The organism is Bradyrhizobium sp. Mp27 (assembly GCF_029953005.1).
GTDB classification, from domain to species: domain Bacteria; phylum Pseudomonadota; class Alphaproteobacteria; order Rhizobiales; family Xanthobacteraceae; genus Bradyrhizobium; species Bradyrhizobium barranii.
This window is the reverse complement of sequence record NZ_JASAUS010000026.1, coordinates 52,216-75,896: the sequence shown is the minus strand read 5'-3', so window position 1 is coordinate 75,896 and position 23,681 is coordinate 52,216. Positions and strand designations below refer to the sequence as shown.

Sequence of the window (23,681 nt, the reverse complement as noted above, 5' to 3'; positions counted from 1 at the left end):
GTTGATGTTGGCGGGCGTGGTCAGCACTGCGCGGATCAGGCCGGATCCTTCGTCGACGCCCACATGGGCCTTGTAACCGAAGGTCGAGCCGCTTTTGCCTTGCCGCTTGGCAAACCGGGCGTCAGGATCGTTTGAGGGGCGATCTTCCTTCGGAGGAGCCGACACCGCCTGGATCAAGGTCGCATCCAGCATCGTGCCGCGCTTGAGGATCACGCCGGCATTCTCAAGCTGACGATCCAGTTCGCCAAACAGCTTCTCCAGCAGGCCTTGTTCGACGAGCTGGTTCCGGAAGCGGTTCAGAACCGTGTGATCGGGCGTCGTATCTTCGAGGCTCAGACCGACGAAGCGCTTGAACGACAACCGGTCACCCAGCGCCTCCTCGAGCTCGCTGAAAGACCATAGAGCGACTGCAGCAACACAGCACGAAACAGCACCAGCACCGGATAACCCGGACGACCGGGGGCCCCTTCATCCCGCAAATGGCCGATCAGCTTCTCGAACCGGTACCACTTGACCAGGCCAGCCAGTCGATCCAGCGCTGCATTGGCGCCGGCGCCCTTCGGCATCAGCGCTTCCACAAAGCTCGGCTGTCCCGTCCGCTTGACCGCCATCGCTACCCTCCGAGGCTTTGCCTTAGGGAATCACAATTGACGAATTACGCAACAGGCCCACAAGGGGAGAGGGTGGCTCGCCGCGACAGCGGCGAGACGGGTGAGGGGTTCTCTCCGCGAATTCAAATCTGATTTGGATTCGCGGAGAAAACCCCTCATCCGGCGCTTCGCGCCACCTTCTCCCACAAGGGGAGAAGGAAGAAGCCCCTCAGCCCTTCCGCTCCGGCACGCGCCTGATCTTCGCGCCGAGCGCGTTCAGGCGTTCGTCGATGCGCTCGTAGCCGCGCTCGATCTGGTCGGCGTTGTTGATCGTGGAGGTGCCCTCGGCGCAGACCGCGGCGAGCAGCATCGCCATGCCGGCGCGGATGTCGGGCGAGATCATCGATGCGCCACGCAGGCGGCTGGGGCCGGCGATGATGGCGCGATGAGGGTCACAAAGAACAATTCGCGCGCCCATGGCGATCAGCTTGTCGACGAAGAACATCCGTGATTCGAACATCTTCTCGAACATCAGGATCACGCCGTCGCATTGCGTGGCGGTGACGATCGCGATCGACATCAGATCGGCCGGGAAGGCCGGCCAGGGCTGGTCTTCCAGCTTCGGCACGTGGCCGCCGAAATCGTCCTGGATCTTCAGCGTCTGGTTCGAGGGCACGATGAGATCGTCACCCTCGATGCGGCAGACGATGCCGAGCCGCTCGAATCCCATGCGGATCGAGCGCAGATGCTCGACGCCGGCGCGCACGATGCGAAGCGGGGAGCGCGTGACGGCCGCAAGCCCGATCAGCGAGCCGACCTCGATATGATCGGGCTGGATCCGGTAGGTCGTGGCGCCCAGCGTCGCCGGCCCATGCACGATCATGGTGTTGGTGCCGATGCCCTCGATTCGCGCGCCGAGCGCGACCAGGAAATTGGCGAGGTCCTGCACATGCGGCTCGGAGGCCGCGTTGCGCAAATGGGTGACGCCGTCGGCGGCGACCGCCGCGACCAGCGCGTTCTCGGTTGCGGTGACGCTCGGCTCGTCCAGAAACACGTCAGCACCGGCGAGCTTTGCCGCGCGGAATTCGAGCCGATCGGTGGCGGTGACCTTGGCGCCCAGTTGTTCGAGCGCGAGCACATGGGTGTCGAGGCGGCGGCGGCCGATGACGTCGCCGCCGGGCGGCGGCAGCATCACTTCGCCGCAGCGGGCGAGCAGGGGGCCCGCGAGCAGGATCGAGGCGCGGATACGGACGCAGAGCTCGGGGTCGAGGTCGGCGGCGCGGATGCTCTTGGCGTGGATGTGCAGCGTATTGCGGGCGGTCCATTCCGCCGCCGCGCCGACCGAGCGGATCAGCTCGACCAGCGTCTCGGTGTCGCGGATCCGCGGCACGTTCTCCAGCGTCACCGGATGCTCGGTGAGCAGGGCGGCGGCGATGATCGGCAGCGCCGAATTCTTGTTGCCGGACGGCTCGATCGAGCCCGAGAGCCGGTGACCGCCCTCGACGATGTACTGGATGGGCGCCACGGGGTTCTCGCTGTCCTGTTGGGTGGGGCTGTTTCGGGCGGAAACTACAGAGAATTGAGCGCGGGAGCAATTGTGGCGGCCGCAATCCGGGCCCGTCCGTCAGCCCCGAAAGGGTTAAAGCAGCCCGATGATATTCGCGACCACATACAGGATCGCGATCAGGATCAGCGCGCCGATCATGACGAAGGAAATCTCGATCGCGATGGCGCCGGTGCCGAGGGTGGCAGCCACGCCGGCAAGGAGCCGCTCCTCCCGAAAGATCAGCGCGAGGACCGAGAGCAGGATGGCGAGCAGGCCGAGCGAGATTGCGGTGACCGAAGCGGCTTCGCTCCAGCTCCGCCCAGCCGATTTCTCGACCTCCGGCGCTTGATACTCCACGCCCTTCACCCGCGCGATCACGCGGTCCTTGATGCGATGGCCGGTGTCGACGATGACCTGGTCCGCCGGTGGCGGCGGGAAGATCATCGGCACCACCCAGTGCGGCAACACCGCCGCCATCAGCGCCAGCACACCGACAATGCTGCCGATGATGCCGAGACGGCGGGAGGGGAGGGCGGAACTGGTGGTCGCCGAACTGGTCATGCGTGGCGCATCCCGGCCGGAATTGGCCTTACGGGTTCATGCCACTTCGTCGCGATGGTGGGGGGTGAGGTTCAGCCGAGGTGTTTCCACCCGTCATGGCCGGGCATAGCCGTCCGAAGGACGGCGTCGCTTTCGCTCGCCTATGTCCCGGCCATCCACGCCTTGCGGCGTCGCACGAAGAACGTGGATGCCCGGGCCTTCGCCTCGCCGAAGCGGCTTCGGCCGCGCAGGCGGGACAAGCCCGGGCACGACGACCCTTCGTGAATGTTGCGGCCTCAGATATCGATCGTCGCGCTCAGCGAGTGTTCCTGGATGAAGTCGCGGCGCGGTTCGACCACGTCGCCCATCAGCTTGGTGAAGATGTCGTCGGCCTCGTCGACCTCCTTGACCTTCACCTGCAGCAGCGAGCGCGCATCGATGTCCAGCGTCGTTTCCCAGAGCTGCTCCGGGTTCATCTCGCCCAGACCTTTGTAGCGCTGCAGCGTGACGCCCTTGCGGCCGGCGTCGGTGACCGCTTCGAACAGGTCGACCGGGCCGTAGACCATGTGCTCGACGTCCTTGCGCCGCAGCTTGCCGGGGCGGGCATAAACGTCCTGGAGCTTCACGGTGTATTCGTCGAGCTTGCGGGCTTCGACCGAGCCCAGGAAGGCGGCGTCGATGACGGCGGCTTCCTTGACGCCGCGCACGGTGCGCTCGAACTGGAAACCCTGACCTTCCACGTACTGGCCGAGCCAGCCGCGCTCGACCTCCTCGGACTGATTGTCCAGGCGGCCGGCGATGTACTGCGCGGCCGCGGCGGCCTTCTCGGGATCGCCGTAGATCGCCTTGTTCAGCACGCCGGTGATCGCGGCCTGCTCGATCACCTTGCGATTGTAGCGGCTGTGCAAATTGCGAAGGATGCTGCGAACGACGCGCGCATCATCGACCAGCGAACGCAAGTCGCGGCCGGTGCGATCGCCGCCGACGCCGGGAATGAAGACGCAATCGTCGAGGCCTGTGTCGATCAGATAATCCTCGAGCGCCCGCTCGTCCTTCAGATATTGCTCAGACTTGCCGCGGCTGACCTTATAGAGCGGCGGCTGGGCGATGTAGAGGTAGCCGCCGTCGATGATGTCGCGCATCTGACGATAGAAGAAGGTCAGCAGCAGCGTGCGGATGTGGGCGCCGTCGACGTCGGCGTCCGTCATCACGATGATCTTGTGATAGCGCAGCTTATCGATCGAGAATTCGTCGCTGATGCCGGTGCCGAGCGCGGTGATCAGCGTGCCGATCTGCTCGCTTCCCAGCATCTTGTCGGGGCGGACGCGCTCCACATTGAGGATCTTGCCGCGCAGCGGCAGCACCGCCTGGAATTCGCGGTTGCGGCCCTGCTTGGCGCTGCCGCCTGCCGAGTCGCCCTCGACGATGAACAGTTCGGACTTCGCCGGGTCCTTTTCCTGGCAGTCGGCGAGCTTGCCGGGCAGCGAGGAGACCGAGAGCGGGCTCTTGCGCGTCAGCTCGCGCGCCTTTCGCGCAGCTTCACGCGCGGCGGCGGCCTGGATCACCTTGCCGACGATCATCTTGGCCTCGGACGGGTGCTCCTCGAACCAGGCCTGGAGCGCCTCGTTGAGGACGTTCTCGACCACGGGACGCACTTCCGAGGACACCAGCTTGTCCTTGGTCTGCGACGAGAATTTCGGATCGGGCACCTTCACCGAGAGAACGGCGGTGAGGCCTTCACGGCAATCGTCGCCGGTCAGCGCGATCTTTTCCTTCTTCGCATTGGCCTCGGCATAGCCGTTGACCTGACGCGTCAGCGCGCCGCGGAAACCGGCCAGATGGGTGCCGCCGTCACGCTGCGGGATGTTGTTGGTGAAACACAGCACGTTCTCGTGGTAGCTGTCGTTCCACCAAAGTGCGGCCTCGACGCCAATGCCGTTGGCGTCCGCGCGCACCATGATCGGCGCCGGCACGATCGCCTTCTTGTTGCGGTCGAGATATTTGACGAATTCCTCGACGCCGCCGGAATAGTGCATCTCCTCGCGCTTCTCGACCGCATGACGCATGTCGGAGAGGGCGATGTTGACGCCGGAATTGAGGAAGGCGAGCTCGCGCAGCCGGTGCTCCAGTGTCGCGAAATCATATTCGATGTTCTTGAAGGTCTCGGGCGAGGCCAGGAACGTCACCTCGGTGCCGCGCCGGCCCGGCGCGTCGCCGACCACCTTCAGCGGCGCAACCGCATCGCCATGGGCGAACTCGATGTAGTGCTCCTTGTCGTCGCGCCAGATGCGCAAGCCGAGCTTGCTCGACAGCGCGTTGACGACGGAGACGCCGACGCCGTGCAGGCCGCCGGAGACCTTGTAGGAATTCTGGTCGAACTTTCCGCCGGCGTGGAGCTGGGTCATGATGACCTCGGCCGCGGAGATGCCTTCGCCCTTGTGGATGTCGACGGGAATGCCGCGGCCATCGTCGCGCACCGTGACGGAATTGTCGGCATTGAGCACGACGTCGACGCGCGTGGCATGGCCCGCGAGCGCCTCGTCGATCGCGTTGTCGACGACCTCGTAGACCATGTGGTGCAGGCCCGAGCCGTCGTCGGTGTCGCCGATATACATGCCCGGGCGCTTGCGGACGGCGTCAAGACCCTTGAGCACGCGGATCGATTCCGCCCCGTAATCGCTCGGATTGGAGGGCTCGTTTTCGGCAGGCGTCTGCCGAGCAGGTTCTGTCATGAGAGGCCTTCGAGATGTCGCCCGAATCAGCCGCGCAAAAGGCGCTGATTTGCAGGCTATTTGTGCCATGAAAGACCGCTTGCGCCTAGCGCAAAGTATCCTCCGGCAACCCTTTGACGAAATAGGGATTTTTAGCCAGTTTTCAAGGCTCTCGAAGGCCGATTCTGGGGCTTGCGAAAAGGGCGATTCGAGGCCCTGTTTTTAGCTCTTGAAGGCGTGGATTTTGCGGGGCGGAGAAGCGCGTTCCCAGGCGCCGTGGCGCCTCTGAACAGGTCACTGGGTTCAGTAGATCTGATCCGGCTTCTTGTCGTCGTTGCCCAAGCTGAGGGACCAGGCCTCGCCTGAGGCCACGGTGATGGTATCGGTGCGCACCGCATAGCCCGACACGACCAGCTTGTAGGAATATTTGCCGGGCGGCAGATCCAGCATTTGTGGGTGATTGACGCCGCCCGCGATCTTGATGGTCTGATCGTTGATCGTGAGCGAAGCCACGTCCGGCACGAGATAGCCGAATATCAGCCGTGCTTGTCCTGCTATCGGCAGGAAATTGGCCTTGGCCGCGGCCTCCGTATTCCGCTGCACCAGGCTGACAATGGTCTCGTCCTGCGCGCGGCCGAGCTTCAGGGTGGCCGGCCCCTTGGGGGAGGCGAAGGCGAGCTGCACATGATCGGCGGCAACCACAGTGCCTTCAGGCCTTTCCTCCCAGCCGCGCTTTGCGAGCTCCGTGCGGTAGAAGGCGAGCACATCGCTGAGCTGGGCCGGCACATGGGCTTCGAGCCCGACCCGCAGCGGGATTTCGATGCCGGTCATATGGGTGGTGTTGGAGCTGGAGACGTTGTGTTGCTTCGGCACCGGCATCTCGGCGTCGGGATCCGCCGGTGTGAGTGCGGCCGAAGTTTGCGGGGACGGGTGCGGCAGCCATCCGCCGGCGCCTGCAGCGACCAGGCCGCCCGCGAGAAGAGCGAGGCCGCACGCGAACAGCCGGCATCGTGCCGGGACCTTCGTTCTGCGCCTCACCGTCGTCATGCCGCTCTCCAGGGATGTCGCACGTTGTAGTTTTCGCGCGATGCAGCGGCTGCGACACAGTCGCCGCCGCCTTCGGACGACTAGTCGCCCCACCAACCGGACAGGTTCAACCTGGCCGTTACAGGCACAGGCGGCGGGATCAATACATCTGGAGCGGCAGCACGTTGCCGCTTGGCCCCACGAGGAGGCCCCAGGCGTCGCCGGCGGCAACGGTCAGGGTTTCGTTGCGAGCGGGCTGCCCGGGCAGGCGTAGCGCGTACTGGTAGGTGCCGGGCGGCAGGTCGAGCATCGGGCCTTTCGGCGATTGCGGGCCGCCGGCGCCGGCTGCGATCTTCACCGTCTGCTTGTTGATCGTCAGCGTGGCCTCCTTCGCGCCCAGACTGACGACAATGACGACGCCAACAAAGATCAGGACAGCGAACATGACAAACGCGAACGCATCCAGCGCGCCAAATGAAGAATCCACTGCCGGCACTCCCTTCTATACGCGATGATGCTTCGCGCAGGCTTTCGAAGCGGATCCCGCCGAACGATTTCCTAGCGAAGAAGGATAAGTCGTGGCGTTGGGGCCGACATGAATCGCCCCGACCTGTCGCGCTTAGTCCCTCGCTCTTTCGAGCGCGTGTCGAATGACCTTTTGCTCATCCTCCGTCATCTGCGTCGCGCCAAGCTTGAAGGTCAGCTTGTCGATCTTGCCGGTAAAACGGAAGGGCAGCTTGTAGCTGTCGTCCACCGTCGTGCGGGTGTCGCTGCCGATGTCAAACGTTTCGTCGATGGCCATAAGAAACGGAATCGTGTGCGGGATCGTCTTTGCGGCCACCAGCTTGCCATCGGCCGTCAGTACGCCGGTGCCACCCTTGCCCGGACCGGGGCCGTTGTACTTGAAGTCGAATACAATGGTGTGCTTGCCCGGCTTGAGCGCATCCGTAAACAAGTCGCGACCGCCAATGCCGCCTTCCCAGCGGTACCGTTCTAGATCGAGCAGGTTATAGACGAAGACCGGCTTGCCTTTGAGCAGGTAGAGGGCGTATCCGCCAAAGCGACCGCCTAGAGTGGCGATCATTCCTTCCGCGCCGCCCTTAGGAACGGTAACCTCGGCCGTGATCGTGTAATCCTTATTGAGAAGGCTCGGAGCGTTAGCGTCAGGGATGCCAGCGTTCTCACCAGAATATGTGAAAACGGTTCGTCCGGCGGTCGCACTTGGGCGCGGTGTCACAATGCGGGGCAGGACCGAGTTGTCCAGCGGAAAGACCTGGTATTTCGCCGCCTCCGACAGGAATAACGCTTGCAACTCCTTGAGCTTGTCGGGATTTTTCGCTGCGAGGTCATTGGCCTGCGAGTAATCCTCGGCGATGTTGTAAAGCTCCCACTTGTATTCATTGATCCCCGGCAGCTTGGCGGTGCCCAGAAGCCAGGGAGGCGCAGGCGGCGTCGTACATGCATACCAACCATCGTGATAGATGCCGCGGTTCGCGAACATCTCGAAATACTGCGTGTCGCGCTTTGACGGCGCGTTGGCGTTGGCCTGGTCGAACGTATAGGCCATGCTGACGCCCTCGATGGGCCTTTGCTTGATGCCATTGACAGTGTCGGGAGCTTGAATGCCGGTGGCTTCCAGAATCGTCGGCACGATGTCGATCATGTGATGGAATTGGCTGCGGATGCCGCCGACGTCCTTGATGTGGCCGGGCCATGAGATGGCCATGCCTTGCCGGGTGCCGCCGAAGTGCGATGCCACCTGCTTGGTCCACTTGAACGGGGTGTCGAAGGCCCACGACCACGCCACCGACATATGCGGGTAGGTCTTGTCGGAGCCCCAATCCTCGTAATGCAGCATCTGCTCGGCTTCGGGCAGTTTCAGAATGCCGTTGTAGGCGGTCATTTGATTGAAAGTGCCCTCGAGCGTGCCTTCGGCGCTGGTGCCATTGTCGCCGCTGATGTAGATGATCAGCGTGTTGTCGAGTTTGCCCATGTCCTCGACCGCCTGGATGACGCGGCCGATTTCGTAGTCGGTATACGCCGCATAGCCGGCAAACACCTCGGCTTCGCGCGCGTATAATTTCTTTTGGATGAACGAGAGCGAGTCCCACTTCGGCAGAACATCCGGCCAGGCGGTGAGCTGGGTGTTCGCCGGGATCACCCCGAGCCGCTTCTGGTTGGCGAAGATCTGCTCGCGCAGCTTCTCCCAGCCCATGTCGAACTTGCCCTTGAACTTCTCGCTCCATTCCTTCTTCGGCTGATGCGGCGAATGGGTACCGCCAGGCACGTAGTAGACGAAGAACGGCTTCTCGGGCGCCGCCGCGTTCAGTCCGTTCATGTAGTTGATGGCGTCATCCGCCATGTCGGTGATGAGGTTGTAGCCGGTCTTGCCGACCCATGGAAAAACCTGGCTCGTGTTGCGGAAAAGGTAAGGCGTCCACTGGTCGGTCTCGCCGCCCATGAAGCCGTAGAAATATTCGAATCCCATTCCGACCGGCCATTGGTCGAACGGCCCGGCCGAGCTGTACAGATAGGTTGGGGTGTTATGGTTCTTGCCGAACCACGAGGTGGCAAATCCGTTATCCCGCAGAATGGTCCCGATCGTCGCACTTTCCTGGCCAATGACGGAATCGTAGCCCGGATAGCCGGTGGACATTTCACCGATCACGCCAAACCCGACCGAGTGGTGGTTGCGGCCGGTGATCAGCGCTGCCCGCGTCGGCGAGCAGAGCGCTGTCGAGTGAAACTGCGTGTAACGCAGGCCCGCCTTGGCGATGCGATCCATGTTCGGGGTCGGGACCACGCCGCCGAAGGTGCCGGTCACGCCATAACCCTGGTCGTCGGTCATGATCAGCAGCACGTTCGGCGCGCCTTTGGGCGGCACAACGGACGGTGGCCAGTATGGCTTGGAGTCCGTGGCATCTTCCTTGATCACGCCTTCGAACTTCGGAGGTTCAGGCGGAAGCTGCTTGCCATCGATGGTTGTCGTGGCGCTCGGCGAACCCGGCGTGCCGGTGGTTTGCTGCGCGACGCTGGCCGTCTCCAGGGCGCACAGCAAAAAAGCGACGGTCAGTGCGGTGCCGCAAAGCAGCAAGTTGCGGTGGTTTAGTAAGCGGCTTTCTGGCTTTGAGCTATCGTCAACGTGACGGGTGCAGGTCATTGCAAGCTCCCTCTTGGAGACGTCAGAACCCTGTTGACGTCTATTCGGGAGGCAATGCCGCAACGCTCTGTTGATCTAGATCAACTTTCCGCCCACGGGTCCGAAACGCCGGCTGCGCGTGGGCGCACCTGCTTCGTCGCACCTCAATACATTTGCAGCGGAAGCACGTCGCCGCTCGGGCCCACCAGAAGGCCCCAGGCGTCGCCGGCGGCAACGGTGAGGGTGTCGGTGCGGGCGGGCTGACCCGGCATGCGTAGCGCGTACTGGTACTTGCCGGGCGGCAGGTCGAGCATCGGGCCCTTCGGCGATTGCGGGCCGCCGGCGCCGGCCGCGATCTTGATGGTCTGCTTGTTGATCGTGAGCGACGCCTCCTTCGGCCCGATATTGCCGAGCATCAGCCTGGCCTGTCCCGCCTTGGGCATGATGTCGGCCTTTGCCGCTGCCTGCGGATTCCGCTGCACCAGGCTGACAGTTGTCTCCTCCCTGGCGCGGCCGAGCTTCAGCATGGCCGGACCCTCCGGCGAGGTGAACGCCAGCTCAGCCCGCTCGGCGGTAACAGTCGCGCCGTCAGTCTTTTCCTGCCAGCCGCGCTTGGTGAGCTCCGCGCGATAGAAGGCGAGGACGTCTGAGAGCTCAGCCGGAATGCTGGCTTCAAGCTCCTTGCGGAACGATTGGTCGCTGCCGGGGAATTTCGTCGAGCTGATCCCGCTCGAGCTGCGCTGCGTCGGCACCGGCAGGGCGGAATCGGGATCGGGCTTCAGCGGCTCGGCCGACTTGGTCTGCACCGGCTTTGCTTCTGCCGATTTGGCCTCAACCGGTTTCGCTGCAGCCACCATGAGGCCGGATCCGGTGGCGCTGACATTCACCTTCGGGCCCATCTGCATCACGGTCATCGAGATCGACTTGCCGGCCTTGGAGAATTCCATCACCGCCATGTTGGGCTGGTTGATGACGGAGGGTTGCTCTTTCCAGCCCGCGTTCTTCAGCGATGCGCGGTAGAAGCTGCCGAGCGCCTTCACGCTCGACGTGGAAGAGAATTCGAGCCGGCCGTCGCCGCCTTCGAACGTCACGCCTTCGGCGGTCTCGGGCAGCGGCACCGGTGTCTTGCTGTCGACGAGCACATTGAGCGGCGCATCGGAGAGTCCGGCGGCCTGCACCTTGCGGCGGGCCTCGTCGGCGGCGATGAGCTGCTTGGCCGCACCTAGCGCATCTCCAAGGAACTTCTCGTCGGCCTCCTTCTTCGCCTTGGCGCGGGCGGCAAGCGCGGAGTCCTTCACCTGCGCGGTCAAGCTGACCATGGTGAAATCATATTTGCGGCCGAGCCGCAGCACGCCGGTTTCCTCGGCGTTGGAGATCTTGATCGCGACCTCGTCGCCGGGCGCGAGCGGCGCGCTGCCATCCTCCTGCCAGCCGCGCGCGGCGAGCTCGCGGTGATAGAAGGCCAGCACGGCGGGCAGCTCGGCCATCGCGGCGGCCGACATCTCGCGCTTGTTGGAGCTTGCGGTGCCGAGGCCCCTCGACCATTTGGTAAACGTTGGTCTCGGCAGGCCGGCGGCGTCGCTGTCGGCCGTGAGGTCGGCGGGGAGCGCGAACGGCGCGACGCGGATGTCGACATTGGTGCGGCCGTCGTCGCGGCGCGTCAGCGTCAGCATCACGGGCTTCTGCCGGTAGAAGCCGGTCTCCTGGCTATCGGGATGTGCGTAGAATGTGCGCAAGCCGTTGGGGACGGTCTCGTCCAGGCTGGTCGTCCAGCGCGCGGCGGTTTCCGGCGTGAGTTTCTGCCAGCCGATCGCGGCCATCTGGCCGGCGTAGAAATCCGCCGTCGCATCGAGCGCGCTGGGCGCGATGCAGCCGAGATAGGGCCGGGTCCCGTCGAACATGATGTCGCTCGCCCCGTCCGGAAACGGCACGTTCCCGTAGATCCGGTCGGTCGTGTAGTAGACCACGGATTGATCGGGCCGGCCGAGGGCTTGCGTGAAGTGAACCGAAAGGCCCTGCCGTCCCTTCTTGAAGTTCAGATTGGTGCTCTTCTCCTCCAGTGGCCTCACATAGGGCACCCAGCCGTCGGCGCTCAGGAGTTTCTTCACCGCCGGCGATGTCACGGCTTCCGGCGTTGGCATGCGGTATTCGACGCGGTAGGGATCGGGGCGCGAGGTGTCTTCCACCGCGCCCTCGAGCTGCGGCAGCGCATGGACGTCGACGATGCCTCCGTCGGCGGCGGCCGCGATCGAGCAGCTCGCCATCAGGACAAGGCCGCAGGCAAGCAGCTGCCATCGTGCCGGGACTTGGGTCCCGCGCGGGATCATCGACATCGTCACGTCTCCAGGATATCGCGCACGGCTCGGGCGTGCGCATTTGCAGGCTGCGACGCCGTCGGCGCGGCCTCAGACGAGAAGTCGCGGCAGAAACCCGGGAGGTTCAATACAGCAGGAGCGGCATGCCTCTCCGTCGCGCCCGACCGTAAGCTCCCAGGTATCTCCGGCAGCGAAGTTGAGGATGTTCGTCGCGGCTGGATGGCCCGGCACGCTCACCTCGTAGGAATATTGGCCGGGCTGCAGATCCAGCGAAACCGCGTAGGCGCCGGCGGCGTGCTTGATGGTCCGGTCGTTGATCGTGAGCGTGGCTTCCGTTTCGCTGATATTGGAGAACACCAGCTTCGCCTGGCCGGGCTCGGGCATCACGTTCGCATTGGCCGCGACAGATGCATTCTTCTGCACGAGGTTGACGGCGGTGCTGGCGTCCTTGCGGTCGAGCGCCAGCATGCCAGGCCCGAGCGGGGAGGCGAAGGCGAGCTTGACGTGATCGGCGGAGACCACCGCGCCATCGCGCTGCTCCTGCCAGCCGAGCTTGCTGAGCTCGGTGCGGTAGAAGGCGAGGACGTCGCCGAGCTCGGCGGGCACGGTGGCCTCCAGCCTCGTGCGGAGCGGCGTTTCAACGCCCTTGACGACGGTGGTGTGCGTTCCTCGGTAGCTGTAGCGGGTCGGCGCGGGCAGCTTGGCAGCGGGGTCCGGCGTGAGCGCCGACGCGAACAGCGGCGACAGATGCGGCACCCAGGCGCTGGCGCTTGCTGCGAGCATGCAGACGGCAAGCAAGAGGAGGCCGCACGCAAACGCCAGCCATTGAGCCGGGACTCGCGCCCCGGTCCTTACTGTCCGCATCTCTTTCTCCAGGGTTTTCGCGCGTGACGTCATTTGCGCGCTGGCGAAGGCCGTGACAGGCATCGCCGTGGCCTCGAAAGGCTAGTCGCGATTGCAAACGGCCGGGTTCAACGGCGCGGTCTAGCGCCGGGCGGAGACACGTCCGCTCTCGACGTCAAAGACGTCGCCGCCTGCGCCAATGTCGGCAAAGGCGGCGGGGTCAGCGCCGGTCAGCCACACCTGCGCGCCGAGCTTGCGCAGCTCCTCGAACAGCGCCGCGCGCCGGTTCGGATCGAGATGCGCGACGACCTCGTCGAGCAGCAGCAGCGGCACGATGCCGGTCATCTCGGCGACCAGGCTCGCATGTGCCAGCACGAGGCCAATCAGCAGCGCCTTTTGCTCGCCGGTCGAGGCATCGCGCGCCGGCATGCTCTTCGGCGCATAGATCACCTGGAGATCGGTGAGATGCGGGCCGTCGGTGGTGCGGCCGGCGATGGCGTCGCGCGGGCGATTGTCGCGCAGGATCTGGCGGTAGCGGTCCTCGACCGACGTCGCGGTTTCGTTGAGCAGCGCGTTCTCCATCCAGCCGTCCAGCGCGATTTGCGCGGACGGAAACGCGGATGCCTGCGCGCGTGCGTTGAGCATCCCGGTGAGGCGCGCTGCGGTCTGGCCGCGCGTTGCGGCGACCGCGACCGCAAGCTCTGCGGTCTCGCGCTCGATCGCATCACACCAATGGTCGTCGTAATTGCGCGTCTCGAGCAGGCGGTTGCGCGACCGCAGGGAGCGTTCGAGCGCGGAGATCCGGCTGGAATGCTCGCTGTCGATGGCCAGCACCAGGCGGTCGAAGAAGCGCCGCCGCTCGGAGGCCGCGCCCATGAACAGCCCGTCCATCGCCGGCGTCAGCCACACCATGCGGATGTGGTCGCCGAAGGCGGTGGCCGAATTCACCGGCTCGCGGTCGATGCGGCAGCGCCGGCTGACTGCGGCGTCCGCGCGCGGCGCGTCGATGCCGGTGCCGAGCGTGGCGAGCCCCAGCGCGCCCTCGACCTGCGCCGACACGGCCCAGGAGCCGTCGCCCTGGTTGTCGGCGACATCCTCCAGCGTGGCGCGCCGCAAGCCGCGGCCCGGCGACAGGAACGAGATCGCCTCGATGCAATTGGTCTTGCCGGCCCCGTTCGGTCCGACCAGCGCCACCATGTCAACCGCCGTCTCGAGCCCCGCCGCCCGATAATTGCGAAAATGCGTCAGCGTCAGGCGTTGAATGCGGGAGGGGGTCATGGAAATCCGCTTTTCGTCATGCCCGGCCTTGTGCCGGGCATCCACGTCCTTGGCTCCAAAGACGTGGATGGCCGGGACAAGCCCGGCCATGACGGATGTAGTTAGTACGTGGCGAGGCCGGTAGGCCTCACACCCGCATCGGCATCAGCACATACAGCGCGCTCTTGTCGTCCTTGTCCTGCACAAGCGTCGGTGAGCCGGGGTCGGCGAGCTTCAGCGTGGCGACGTCGCCTTCGATCTGGGCGGCGATGTCGAGGAGGTAGCGCGAGTTGAAGCCGATATCGAGGGCGTCGGAGGCGTATTCGACTTCGAGCTCTTCGGTCGCGCTGCCGGAATCCGGGTTGGTGACCGATAGTACCAGCTTGCCCGGCGACAGCGAGAGCTTCACGGCCCGGCCGCGCTCGCTGGAGATGGTGGAGACGCGGTCGACCGCGTTCTCGAAATCCTTCTTGTCGACGACGAGTTCCTTGTCGTTGCCCTGCGGGATCACGCGGCCATAGTCGGGGAAGGTGCCGTCGATCAGCTTCGAGGTCAGCACCACATTGCCGATGGTGAAGCGGATCTTGGCCTGCGACAGCTCGATCGTGACTTCGGCCTCGTTGTCCTCGATCAGGCGCTGCACCTCGCCCACGGTTTTCCGCGGTACGATCACGCCGGGCATGCCGTCGGCGCCCTTGGGCTGGACCAGGTCGAGCTGGGCGAGCCGGTGGCCGTCGGTGGCAACGCCGCGCAGGGTGGCGGCCGTGGCCGTGCCCGCGGCATGCAGATAGATGCCGTTGAGGTAATAGCGCGTCTCTTCGGTCGAGATCGCGAACTGGGTGCGGTCGATCAGCCGCTTGACGTCCTTGGCGGCGAGCGAGAACGAGTGCGACATGTCGCCGGCGGCAAGATCCGGGAAATCATTCTCCGGCAGGGTCTGCAGCGTGAAGCGCGAGCGGCCGGCGCGGATCGCCAGCACGGCGCGGTCGCCGTCGGCCTCCAGCACGATCTGCGAGCCATCGGGCAGCTTGCGCACGATGTCGTAGAACATGTGCGCCGGCACGGTGGTGGAGCCCGCGGTCGCGGTTTCGGCCGGGAGCGTCTCGGTCACCTCGAGGTCGAGGTCGGTCGCCTTCAGCGACAATTTCGCGTTCTCGGCGCGGACCAGCACGTTGCCGAGGATCGGAATGGTGTTGCGGCGCTCGACCACGCGGTGGACATGACCCAGCGATTTCAGGAGTTGCGCGCGTTCGACCGTAACCTTCATTGCACTACTCGCCCGATCCCCAAGGAAACACAACGTTGGAAAAGCCGGGCGGCGGGACGCGCGCCACGGCATCGAAGACCCCGAAAAGCCGGATCATCCAGCCGATATGACCAAAGCCGTCAGGGTCGCGCAAGGTGGCGCGGAAAGCCATCCGTTTCAAGGGATTGGGGGGTGGTTCCCCACGATTTACAGCCCAAAAGGAGGGCGGCCGTCCCGGCAAACGAACACCGCCGCCCAGGCATGGCCGGGGCGGCGGGAGAATGGCAGGAGCCTTAGGCGTTTATTCCTGAAGCTGACGCTTCAGCGACTCGACTTCCTCGGACAGCGCCGTGTCCTTGTTGACCAGCGCCTCGATCTTGCGCACGGCGTGCAGCACCGTGGTGTGGTCGCGCCCGCCGAAGCGGCGGCCGATCTCGGGCAGCGAGCGCAGGGTCAGCGTCTTGGCGAGATACATCGCCACCTGGCGCGGACGGACCACGTTGGCGGTGCGGCGCGAGGACAGGAGGTCGGAACGGCTGACATTATACTGCCGCGCCACCACGCGCTGGATGTCCTCGATCTTGATCCGCTTCGGCTCCTGCGGCCGGACCAGATCGCGCACCTCGCGCTCGGCCATCTCCAGCGTCACCGGCTGGTTGTTCAGCTTCGAATGCGCGAGAAGCCGGTTGATCGCGCCTTCGAGGTCGCGGCCGTTATGGGTGATGGTGCGAGCCAGATAGAGCAGCACCTCCTCCGGCACGTCGAAGGTCGCATGATGGGCGCGGGCTGCCGCAACGCGCGACTTGAGGATGCCGTGGCGCAGCTCTTCGCCGAGCGAGCCCATCTCGACCACGAGACCGCCGGCGAGGCGCGAGCGCACGCGATCGTCGAGGCTTTCGAGGTCGGACGGCGGACGGTCGGCCGCGATCACGACCTGGCGGCCGGCATCGATCAGCGCATTCAGCGTGTGACAGAACTCGGCCTGGGTCGACTTGCCCTGCAGGAACTGGAGGTCGTCGATCACGAGCACGTCGATGCCGCGCAGCGCTTCCTTGAAGGCAAGCGCCGTCTGCGTCTTCAGCGCGGCGACGAAGCCGTACATGAATTTTTCGGCCGTGAGATACAGCACCTTGCGCTCGTTGCCGGAATTGCCGGCCCAGGTCACTGCCTGGAGCAGATGCGTCTTGCCCAGCCCAACGCCCGCATGGATGTAGAGCGGGTTGAACATGACGGGATCGCCGCGACGCCCTTCGGCGACCTGACGTGCCGCCGCATGCGCCAGCGTGTTGGAGCGGCCGACGACGAAGCTTGCAAAGGTCAGGCGCGGATCGAGCGGCGAGCCGCCGAGCGCGTCATGATTTGCGGAGACCGGCGCAGTCGCCGTCGAGCGCAGTTCCGGCGCGGGCGCGCGGCGTGTTTCGACCGGCGCAGGCGCTTCCTTCTGCTGCACGACCGGGCGCACCGCGGAGCGAACGGTGAGATCAATGCGATGCACTTCCGGCGCCTCGGCCTGCCAGCACGACAGCACGCGCTCGGCATAATGCGCCTGAATCCAGCTCTTCAGGAAGCGCGTCGGCACCGAGAGCCGCACGCTCTCCTCCTGCACGCCTTCCAGATCCATGCGGGCAAACCAGCTCGTATAGACGTCTTCGCCTACGTTCGAGCGCAGCCGGCTCTTCACGCGTGACCAGCGATCCTGTTCCGATGTGTTCATCGTCAAAAAACTTCTATTGAGAGATAAAGTTGCGTTGTGAGTGCCATGAAGGGGTCCCGCCAGGATCCTTCAAAGGGCACGACCTCGAGCGATTCCATCGTCGGACACAGCTCCGCCGTTCGGCGCGAACGCCGCGGGTCGGACTGGCGATGTCAGAGATAGAGGGGTCGCGAGGTCAGCGCGTACTCGGCGCTCCGTCACACGCGGGAGGCTGGAGGTTGGGCTGATCTAAACCGGCATCGTTGGAGTAGGTGGCTTGTTTCAATACCGCGTTGAGTCCGTAAGACATGATACCCTCCCCGTCCTGCCGTGATTGCTCACGGCAAGGTCCTGCGTGTCCTGAAGACAACTGCGACTGAAGTCGCCGATGTCCCGCCCGTCTGCACTGTTCGTCCGCTCGGCTACGCCATCACGTGTGTCGCGGTAGTTTCATGACATCTCTCGTTTGCGTCTGGCGCGAGCGGGATCGAAGATCCCGCTTGGAGACATTCAGACAAAGAGCTACCGTTCCCATATTGCTATGGGTTTTGAACCGACAATCGCTTGTTGAAGCGTCGCCTACGTGCACACCGCCGCCGATTTGCACGCTCACCCCGTTTCTAAAACCGCGCTGGTCTTGAGATCGTGGGCGCTGCGGACGACTTAAGGAATACACTATGCGGAAAGACTCGCAACGAAATTGATTCACACTTGAGGCGACTAAAAACTTGACCAGCGTTAACGGCGCGCGGGAGTTGTGCACAGGCTTGCGAGCAAGAGTTTGAATCCGTGCACAGATTCGAAGGCGCCGCGCGTCATGTGACAAATCTCCGCCACCGCCAAAAATTTTTTACAAAAGCGTCACGCGCACGCCTTGCGGGCAATTTTTCCAAATGCTTGTCGGCGCTATGTCGATAAGTGATTATTGAGACACCGCTTTTTGAGTCTCGTTTCGCAGGGTAACTCCATCGCGAACCGGTTCCGGGAAAACTACGGTGTGCAGAACTCTCGCGCGCGCGGATTCAACTTAAGCCCGCCCCGCAGGGGTTTTTCGCAGCGCAGTGAAAGTTTCCGCTGTTGCAAAAACATCCGCCAGTGAAATTACGGGCGCAGCGCAGCGCAGCGAAGACGACACGAGTCTTCCAACGGAAGAGTGGTCGCCCAACGACCGCAAGCGTGAATTGTGACAGGCAACAAAAAGCCCGGCGCGAGCCGGGCTGATTGACGAGCGCGATGTCGATCCGATCAGTCGATCGGATGACTCGACGAGCTTACTTCGCGAGCTTGGCGATCTGCGCGGTGAGCCGGGAGACTTTGCGGCTCGCGTTGTTCTTGTGAACGATGTTGCGCTGCGCGGCCTGCATCAGCGCGGGCTCGGCGCTCGCCATCGCCTTCAGCGCGGCGGCGCGGTCGCCGGTCGCGATGGCTTCTTCGACGGTACGCACGGCACCGCGCATCTGGGTGCGGCGCGACTTGTTGACGGCGGTGCGGCGGGCGATCTTGCGCGTCGCTTTCTTGGCGGAAGTGGTATTGGCCATGGTCTCAATATCCTTTGCGGTACCGGTCGCGTCTTGGTCGGGTAGCGCCGGCTGCTTGACCGCTTAATCGACGCTCGGATTTAGGGTGTTCGGTTGCTGGGCTGTTCCCGGAACATGAGCGACGGCCTTGCGGTCGTCTCTGAGGCTCCAAGCCTTTAAAGCTCATGGAGCCTGCAACTGCTCAAAGAACAGCGGCGGCAGGATTGCGCCCACCGCCAGTTGGCGCCCTTATAGAGGGGGTCTGCGGCACCGTCAACGCTTTCCGGGGCTGGAAAACAGGCCCCGAGCGCTCCAGCGCGCGCCGTAACGCCCTGAAGAGGTTGAATTTCTGCCGTCGCCCGGCTATTGGCTGGCGGCATTGCAGAGGTCGTCCGATCGGACGACCATATAGGTGAGGCATGATCCGCGGCTTTTTCCGACTGATTGGGCTGTTGCTGCTGGCCGGCGGGTTCATCTTCATGGTCTATGACGGCGCCCGCTGGGTGGCCGACCAGACCCTGCGGTTCACCCGGTTCGGCCAGTTCTGGAACGACATCAACCAGGCCAGCCAGACGGCGTTCCGCACTTGGGTCGAGGCCAAGGCCCCTTGGCTCTGGACCTCGGTGATCCGCCTCGTGCTGGATCAGCCGGTTTTCGCCGTGCTCGGCATTTTAGGCATCCTGCTGATGATCCTGTTCCGCCCGCGGAAGCCCTTGATCGGATATTCCCGGGATTGATCTTTCAATTCCCGCCGAGACTGACCCTCGCGTTGACGGCAGCCGTAACAGGGCTGCCCCCTCCTGCGTAGATACCTATATTCCCACCTTGATCGCGAGCGCGCCGCCTGAGCCCTTGGCTTGTTGCATTGGCTCAAGCGACGGACAGCTCGTCTCGGAGAGCCAATCATGCTGTTCATGCGCAAAACCACCGCATTGCCGAGCGCCACTGAAGCGCTGCCGGGCCGTGCGCAAGCCATTCCGACCGCGACCACCCATTTCGTCAACGGCGCGAAGTTGCAGCCGCCTTATCCCGCGGGCCTCGAGCAGGCCGTGTTCGGGCTCGGCTGCTTCTGGGGCGCCGAGCGCAAATTCTGGCAGCTCGGCGACGGTGTTTACGCGACCGCTGTCGGCTATGCCGGCGGCCACACGCCGAACCCGACCTATGAAGAGACCTGTTCGGGACGCACCGGCCATACCGAAGTGGTGCTGGTCGTGTTCGATCCGAAGAAGATCCCTTACGAGAAACTCCTGAAGACGTTCTGGGAGAGCCACAACCCGACGCAGGGCATGCGCCAGGGCAACGATGTCGGCACGCAGTACCGAAGCGCGATCTACACTTACTCTGATGCGCAGAAGAAAGCGGCCGATGAATCGAAGGCGCTCTATCAGAAGGCGCTTGCTGCAAAAGGTCTCGGCTCCATCACCACCGAGATCGCGCCTGCCGGCGCGTTCTATTTCGCCGAGGACTACCATCAGCAATATCTGGCGAAGAACCCCGCCGGCTATTGCGGCCTCGGTGGCACCGGCGTGTCCTGCCCGATCGGCGTGGGCGTGAGCGCGTAAGTTCGCCACGAACAACTCGTCATGCACGGGGACAAGCCCGGGCATGACGGAGTGTGCGGTGTCATCGCATCCGCATTGCCGCGCTGCCCCCCTCAACGCTTTGTTAACCATAACCAGTGCAAGACTGGGGCCGTCTCGTTTCGAGGGATTAGGTCCGGTGCCGGTTGCACGCGCGTTTCGATGGTCGATCTTGACAGCCTCCTTGGCAGCGTCCGCCGCGCTTGCCCTCGGCGGCTGCATGCAGACCGCCGGTCCCGTCGCGGTCATGCAGCCCCGTGCCGATCTCGACTCCATGGCCTATGGTCAGCCCTATGGCGCACCACAGCCGGTCGTCGTCGCCGACGGTGGCGGCGCCATCGGCGCGTTGCGCAATTCCTTTGCCTCGTCGCCTGCACCCATGCCGGTCGGCTACGCCGCGCCGATGGCGGCGCCAGTGCGCTACGACTCCTCCTATCATCTCGATGCCGGCGACAGGCTGCGCGTCGTGGTCTACGGCCAGGAAGGCCTCACCAACAGCTACGCCATCGATGCTGGCGGTTCGATCACCATGCCGTTGATCGGCGGGGTGCCGGCCCGCGGCCGCACCCCGGCGGGTCTCGCCGGTGAAATCGCCGCGCGCCTGCGCAACGGTTACATCCGCGAGCCCTCGGTCGCGGTCGAGATCGAAGCCTACCGCCCGTTCTTCATCCTCGGCGAAGTCACCGCACCCGGCCAATATCCTTATGTGCCGAACATGACGGTCGAAAGCGCGGTCGCGATCGCCGGCGGATTCTCGCCCCGCGCCAAGCGCGACGTGGTCACCGTCACGCACACCGAAGCCGGCGGCGCGATGCGCGCCATCGTCCCGCTCGGCACTCCCTTGAGCCCCGGCGACACCGTGTTCGTCGGCGAGCGCTGGTTCTAGCTCACCGCCTGAAATCCAGCCGTCCGTTCGGAAAGCATCCGTCGATGCGCGTGCCATCGACCACGAGCCCGACCCATGGCCGCGTGATCGCAGGCGTGGTCAGATTGATGTACTTTCCGACCAGGCGCGCGCCCTCGCGCGCAGCATCGATCAGGCCGTGCCGGCGGCCTTGGTCCCAGTCGAAACGCAGATAGATCCGGCTCCCCGCGACGCGGACTTCGGCGCGCCCCTCTTTCCATCTGTCCGGCGGATCGCCCGCAATGGTCGGATCGGCGCCGCCATTCCATCTGCTAGCCCAGATGCCCTCGAGCGGATTGGAGAGGGCGGCAATGGATGTCCATGCCGCCGCGTTGATGTCGGCCGCATCGCCGGCCAGCGTGGCGGTCGCCGCGTAGTCCATGACTTCAGAATCGTCCGGGCCCGGGACGTCCATGGTTCCGAACGGATTGCGGATGACGAGGTGCGTGATGGCTTGCTGCATGGCGATCTCCCGGCGCGAGTTGGCTTGATCGGCCAGCTCTATCGCCGGGTGCCGTGATGCAGCCACCCGATTCCTGCTTTGAGTGGCGCGCTACTTCGTCAGATGCTTCGCGAAAAACGCCAGGCTGCGCGGCCAGGCGATATCCGAGCTTGCCTTGTCGTAGCTCGGCCGCTCGTCGCAATGGAAGCCGTGCTGGGCGCCTGGATAGATGAAGACCTCCACATCCGGCCGCTTCGCCTTGAGGGTCTCGACGTCGGTCAGGGGAATGCCGGCGTCCTTCTCGCCGAAATGCAGTTGTGTCGGCACTTTCGGTTTCTCGTCGGCGAAGCGCACCACGGCGCCGCCGTAATAGCCGATCGCGGCCTTGAGGCCCGACAGCCGCGTCGCCGCGACAAAGGCAACACTGCCGCCCAGGCAAAAGCCGATGATGCCGACCGGCCCGACGCTCTTCACCGCGTCGATCGCGGCCTGCGTGTCGCGCAGCATCGCGTCCCAGTCGGGACTGGCGACGAACTTGCGCGCCTCGGCGATCTCGTCGGGCGTGTAGCCCGACTGGAAGTTCGGCGAAGTCCGGTCGAAGATCGACGGTGCGATCGCGACATAGCCTTCCCTAGCGATGCGGTCGCAGACCGAGCGGATGTGGTGATTGACCCCAAAGATCTCCTGGATCACCACCACCGCGCCCTTCGGGGCGCCTGAGGGATCGGCGCGATACGCGCCGAGCTGGAAATTGTCGGAAGCCGTCAGCTTGATGTCTTGTCCCACGCGGGTTGTCCTTCTTGGTTACTACGAACTCTAATCTCTCCCCTCATCCTGAGGAGCGCGTCAGCGCGTCTCGAAGGATGGAGGCCGAGAAGCAGCAGCGAGGGCCTTCATCCTTCGAGACGCTTGCTCCGCAAGCTCCTCAGGATGAGGGGAAGCGGCTGTGCGTCGCTCTCACTCCCACATCCAGTTCTCGCCGTAGTCTTCCTTCCATCCTGCCAGCCGTCCGTGACGGAACTGCAGGAACAGGCGGTGACGGTAGGGGATCAGTCCGCTGCCGCCGAGGTTGCGAAGCGCGAGATAGATCTCGTTGCCGGGCCGTCCGCGCACATATTGCAGCGGCTGCCCCAGTGCCCGCGCGGTCTGCTCGGCATCCATGCCGAAGGCGAGCGGCGTGTTGTTCGACAAGGTCGCAACGAAGGGCCGGCGCGGCGGCGTGCCGCCGAACGGCTCAGCCTGCGCAGACATCGATAGCAGCACCGCGCTCGCAGCCAGTATCGCTTGCTTCATTGCCAGTGTCCCTGTCCGACCGTCCTATCCCGGCAAGTTCTTCAGGAAAGGCGTCACCGCGTCAATAAAAGCCTTGGGCTGATCGATGTTGACGGCGTGACCGGCGGCGGGGATCACGACCTTTTGTGCGCCGGGGATCTTTGCGGCCATGTAGTCGGACGCGGCGAGGAACGGCGCGTCGTCGGCGCCGACCACGACGAGCGACGGCACCTTGATGTCGGGGAGCAGCTCGATCACGCGGGCGTCGCGCTGGGTCAGCATGCCGCGTGCGGCGAGCGCCAATCCCCTGGCATTGCGATGGCTCGCGGTGGCGCGCTCGCGTGTCGCCGACTTCAGCATGTCGAGACCTTCATGGTCGAGCTTGTCGGCGGTCGCAAGCGCCCGTGCATTCCAGGCCCCGCGCGCGTCGTCCTTCTTGAAGCCGGGGCCGGTGTCGATGATCAGCAGGGCACGGGCGCGTTGCGGATAAGCGCGATAGAACGCGAGCGACATGTAGCCGCCGAGGGAGAGCCCGCTGATGATGGCGCGCTCGGCGCCGACCGCATCGAGGATCGAGGCCATGTCGTCGGTGGTGAGCGTTTCGCTATAGGCATGGGGATCGTCGGGATAGTCGGACTGGCCGTGGCCGCGCATGTCCCACAGGATGAGCTTGTGGTCCCTCGCGAGCGCATCGACCTGCCCATGCCACATCGCCGAGGTCGAGGAATAGCCGTGGGTGAGCAGCAGCGGCGGACCCTCGCCGTGAACTTCGTAGTAGATCCCGACGCCGTCCCGATCGATCCTTGGCATGTCTCCCGCCTCATTATGTTGATTGTTGTTTTCGCGTCGATCCTAGCGCGACGGGTTACCTGGAAGAAACTGCCTGAACGCGATGGCACGCATGTGCGACGCCCCTTCTGTTGCGTCCAGTCACTGCATCGGGTGCCGTTGTCGCAACGCACAACACTGAGCTGCCGCGATAGTTTCGATCGATTCCAAATTGCATTGCCTCTGGCTGCGAACCCGATCATTCTCGCGATCAAGGTGGGCGCCAGCCCGG

General features: G+C 64.4%; 19 protein-coding genes and 2 pseudogenes. 3 read left to right on the top strand and 18 right to left on the bottom strand.

Annotated elements, in window-relative coordinates:
- From QJT78_RS16460 to rpsT, 14 genes and pseudogenes are all read right to left on the bottom strand, one after another.
- A pseudogene (locus tag QJT78_RS16460) lies at window positions 1–611 on the bottom strand (IS5 family transposase); the annotation flags it as partial.
- A 208-nt stretch (window positions 612–819) separates the two neighbouring features.
- The gene (gene murA, locus QJT78_RS16455; protein ID WP_014491005.1) at window positions 820–2,115 is read right to left on the bottom strand and encodes a UDP-N-acetylglucosamine 1-carboxyvinyltransferase; all 1,296 of its coding nucleotides are present in this window, start codon (window positions 2,113–2,115) and stop codon (window positions 820–822) included.
- Between the two features lie 114 nt (window positions 2,116–2,229).
- Window positions 2,230–2,697, bottom strand: a complete 468-nt coding sequence (locus tag QJT78_RS16450) for a hypothetical protein (protein ID WP_028154289.1) — start codon at window positions 2,695–2,697, stop codon at window positions 2,230–2,232.
- A 275-nt stretch (window positions 2,698–2,972) separates the two neighbouring features.
- Window positions 2,973–5,408: a DNA topoisomerase (ATP-hydrolyzing) subunit B gene (gene gyrB / locus QJT78_RS16445; protein ID WP_028154288.1), complete on the bottom strand. Its 2,436-nt coding sequence runs from the start codon at window positions 5,406–5,408 to the stop codon at window positions 2,973–2,975.
- Window positions 5,409–5,690: 282 nt separating this feature from the next.
- Complete coding sequence (locus QJT78_RS16440) at window positions 5,691–6,434, bottom strand: hypothetical protein (protein WP_028154287.1); 744 nt, start codon at window positions 6,432–6,434, stop codon at window positions 5,691–5,693.
- Between the two features lie 139 nt (window positions 6,435–6,573).
- Window positions 6,574–6,828 (bottom strand): annotated as a pseudogene (locus tag QJT78_RS16435) (hypothetical protein); the annotation flags it as partial.
- 204 nt (window positions 6,829–7,032) lie between these two features.
- Window positions 7,033–9,573 (bottom strand): arylsulfatase, encoded by a 2,541-nt coding sequence (locus tag QJT78_RS16430; RefSeq protein ID WP_080586757.1) that lies wholly within the window; start codon window positions 9,571–9,573, stop codon window positions 7,033–7,035.
- Between the two features lie 143 nt (window positions 9,574–9,716).
- The gene (locus tag QJT78_RS16425; RefSeq protein ID WP_038952301.1) at window positions 9,717–11,885 is read right to left on the bottom strand and encodes a hypothetical protein; all 2,169 of its coding nucleotides are present in this window, start codon (window positions 11,883–11,885) and stop codon (window positions 9,717–9,719) included.
- Between the two features lie 72 nt (window positions 11,886–11,957).
- Complete coding sequence (locus tag QJT78_RS16420; RefSeq protein ID WP_049807927.1) at window positions 11,958–12,731, bottom strand: hypothetical protein; 774 nt, start codon at window positions 12,729–12,731, stop codon at window positions 11,958–11,960.
- 120 nt (window positions 12,732–12,851) lie between these two features.
- Complete coding sequence (recF, locus tag QJT78_RS16415) at window positions 12,852–13,988, bottom strand: DNA replication/repair protein RecF (RefSeq protein WP_028151113.1); 1,137 nt, start codon at window positions 13,986–13,988, stop codon at window positions 12,852–12,854.
- A gap of 127 nt (window positions 13,989–14,115) precedes the next feature.
- Entirely contained in the window at window positions 14,116–15,234 is a 1,119-nt protein-coding gene (gene dnaN / locus QJT78_RS16410; protein ID WP_014491013.1) for a DNA polymerase III subunit beta, read from the bottom strand.
- A gap of 4 nt (window positions 15,235–15,238) precedes the next feature.
- Window positions 15,239–15,385, bottom strand: coding sequence for a hypothetical protein (locus QJT78_RS16405; RefSeq protein ID WP_157791208.1), 147 nt, complete (start codon window positions 15,383–15,385; stop codon window positions 15,239–15,241).
- A 129-nt stretch (window positions 15,386–15,514) separates the two neighbouring features.
- Entirely contained in the window at window positions 15,515–16,927 is a 1,413-nt protein-coding gene (dnaA, locus tag QJT78_RS16400) for a chromosomal replication initiator protein DnaA (RefSeq protein ID WP_028151114.1), read from the bottom strand.
- Between the two features lie 1,250 nt (window positions 16,928–18,177).
- A complete protein-coding gene (rpsT, locus tag QJT78_RS16395; protein ID WP_028151115.1) occupies window positions 18,178–18,444 on the bottom strand; it encodes a 30S ribosomal protein S20 in 267 nt (88 codons plus the stop codon).
- Between the two features lie 398 nt (window positions 18,445–18,842).
- Between rpsT and QJT78_RS16390 the strand changes: the two genes are divergently transcribed.
- The 3 genes from QJT78_RS16390 (at window position 18,843) to QJT78_RS16380 (ending at window position 20,889) form a co-directional block, all read left to right on the top strand.
- Window positions 18,843–19,160 carry a hypothetical protein gene (locus tag QJT78_RS16390; protein WP_007616084.1) on the top strand — a complete coding sequence of 106 codons (318 nt, stop codon included), beginning with the start codon at window positions 18,843–18,845 and terminating at the stop codon, window positions 19,158–19,160.
- 168 nt (window positions 19,161–19,328) lie between these two features.
- Window positions 19,329–19,985, top strand: a complete 657-nt coding sequence (gene msrA / locus QJT78_RS16385) for a peptide-methionine (S)-S-oxide reductase MsrA (protein WP_028151116.1) — start codon at window positions 19,329–19,331, stop codon at window positions 19,983–19,985.
- 157 nt (window positions 19,986–20,142) lie between these two features.
- Window positions 20,143–20,889: a polysaccharide biosynthesis/export family protein gene (locus tag QJT78_RS16380; RefSeq protein WP_028151117.1), complete on the top strand. Its 747-nt coding sequence runs from the start codon at window positions 20,143–20,145 to the stop codon at window positions 20,887–20,889.
- A gap of 1 nt (window position 20,890) precedes the next feature.
- On the opposite strand, the gene QJT78_RS16375 is transcribed toward QJT78_RS16380, so the two are convergent.
- From QJT78_RS16375 to QJT78_RS16360, 4 genes are all read right to left on the bottom strand, one after another.
- Window positions 20,891–21,370, bottom strand: a complete 480-nt coding sequence (locus QJT78_RS16375) for a hypothetical protein (protein ID WP_028151118.1) — start codon at window positions 21,368–21,370, stop codon at window positions 20,891–20,893.
- Window positions 21,371–21,460: 90 nt separating this feature from the next.
- Window positions 21,461–22,135: a dienelactone hydrolase family protein gene (locus QJT78_RS16370; protein ID WP_028151119.1), complete on the bottom strand. Its 675-nt coding sequence runs from the start codon at window positions 22,133–22,135 to the stop codon at window positions 21,461–21,463.
- 171 nt (window positions 22,136–22,306) lie between these two features.
- Window positions 22,307–22,642: a hypothetical protein gene (locus QJT78_RS16365; protein WP_028151120.1), complete on the bottom strand. Its 336-nt coding sequence runs from the start codon at window positions 22,640–22,642 to the stop codon at window positions 22,307–22,309.
- Between the two features lie 24 nt (window positions 22,643–22,666).
- Window positions 22,667–23,431, bottom strand: a complete 765-nt coding sequence (locus QJT78_RS16360; protein ID WP_038945347.1) for an alpha/beta fold hydrolase — start codon at window positions 23,429–23,431, stop codon at window positions 22,667–22,669.
- Between the last annotated feature and the right edge of the window lie 250 nt (window positions 23,432–23,681).

Coding starts and splice junctions, on each gene's coding strand:
- QJT78_RS16405 (WP_157791208.1), bottom strand. CDS start 15,385: ATGGCTTTCCGCGCCACCTTGCGCGACCCTGACGGCTTTGGTCATATC.
- QJT78_RS16440 (WP_028154287.1), bottom strand. CDS start 6,434: ATGACGACGGTGAGGCGCAGAACGAAGGTCCCGGCACGATGCCGGCTG.
- QJT78_RS16390 (WP_007616084.1), top strand. CDS start 18,843: ATGATCCGCGGCTTTTTCCGACTGATTGGGCTGTTGCTGCTGGCCGGC.
- dnaA (WP_028151114.1), bottom strand. CDS start 16,927: ATGAACACATCGGAACAGGATCGCTGGTCACGCGTGAAGAGCCGGCTG.
- QJT78_RS16420 (WP_049807927.1), bottom strand. CDS start 12,731: ATGCGGACAGTAAGGACCGGGGCGCGAGTCCCGGCTCAATGGCTGGCG.
- QJT78_RS16450 (WP_028154289.1), bottom strand. CDS start 2,697: ATGACCAGTTCGGCGACCACCAGTTCCGCCCTCCCCTCCCGCCGTCTC.
- QJT78_RS16375 (WP_028151118.1), bottom strand. CDS start 21,370: ATGCAGCAAGCCATCACGCACCTCGTCATCCGCAATCCGTTCGGAACC.
- rpsT (WP_028151115.1), bottom strand. CDS start 18,444: ATGGCCAATACCACTTCCGCCAAGAAAGCGACGCGCAAGATCGCCCGC.
- QJT78_RS16425 (WP_038952301.1), bottom strand. CDS start 11,885: ATGTCGATGATCCCGCGCGGGACCCAAGTCCCGGCACGATGGCAGCTG.
- QJT78_RS16365 (WP_028151120.1), bottom strand. CDS start 22,642: ATGAAGCAAGCGATACTGGCTGCGAGCGCGGTGCTGCTATCGATGTCT.
- recF (WP_028151113.1), bottom strand. CDS start 13,988: ATGACCCCCTCCCGCATTCAACGCCTGACGCTGACGCATTTTCGCAAT.
- dnaN (WP_014491013.1), bottom strand. CDS start 15,234: ATGAAGGTTACGGTCGAACGCGCGCAACTCCTGAAATCGCTGGGTCAT.
- msrA (WP_028151116.1), top strand. CDS start 19,329: ATGCTGTTCATGCGCAAAACCACCGCATTGCCGAGCGCCACTGAAGCG.
- QJT78_RS16430 (WP_080586757.1), bottom strand. CDS start 9,573: ATGACCTGCACCCGTCACGTTGACGATAGCTCAAAGCCAGAAAGCCGC.
- QJT78_RS16360 (WP_038945347.1), bottom strand. CDS start 23,431: ATGCCAAGGATCGATCGGGACGGCGTCGGGATCTACTACGAAGTTCAC.
- gyrB (WP_028154288.1), bottom strand. CDS start 5,408: ATGACAGAACCTGCTCGGCAGACGCCTGCCGAAAACGAGCCCTCCAAT.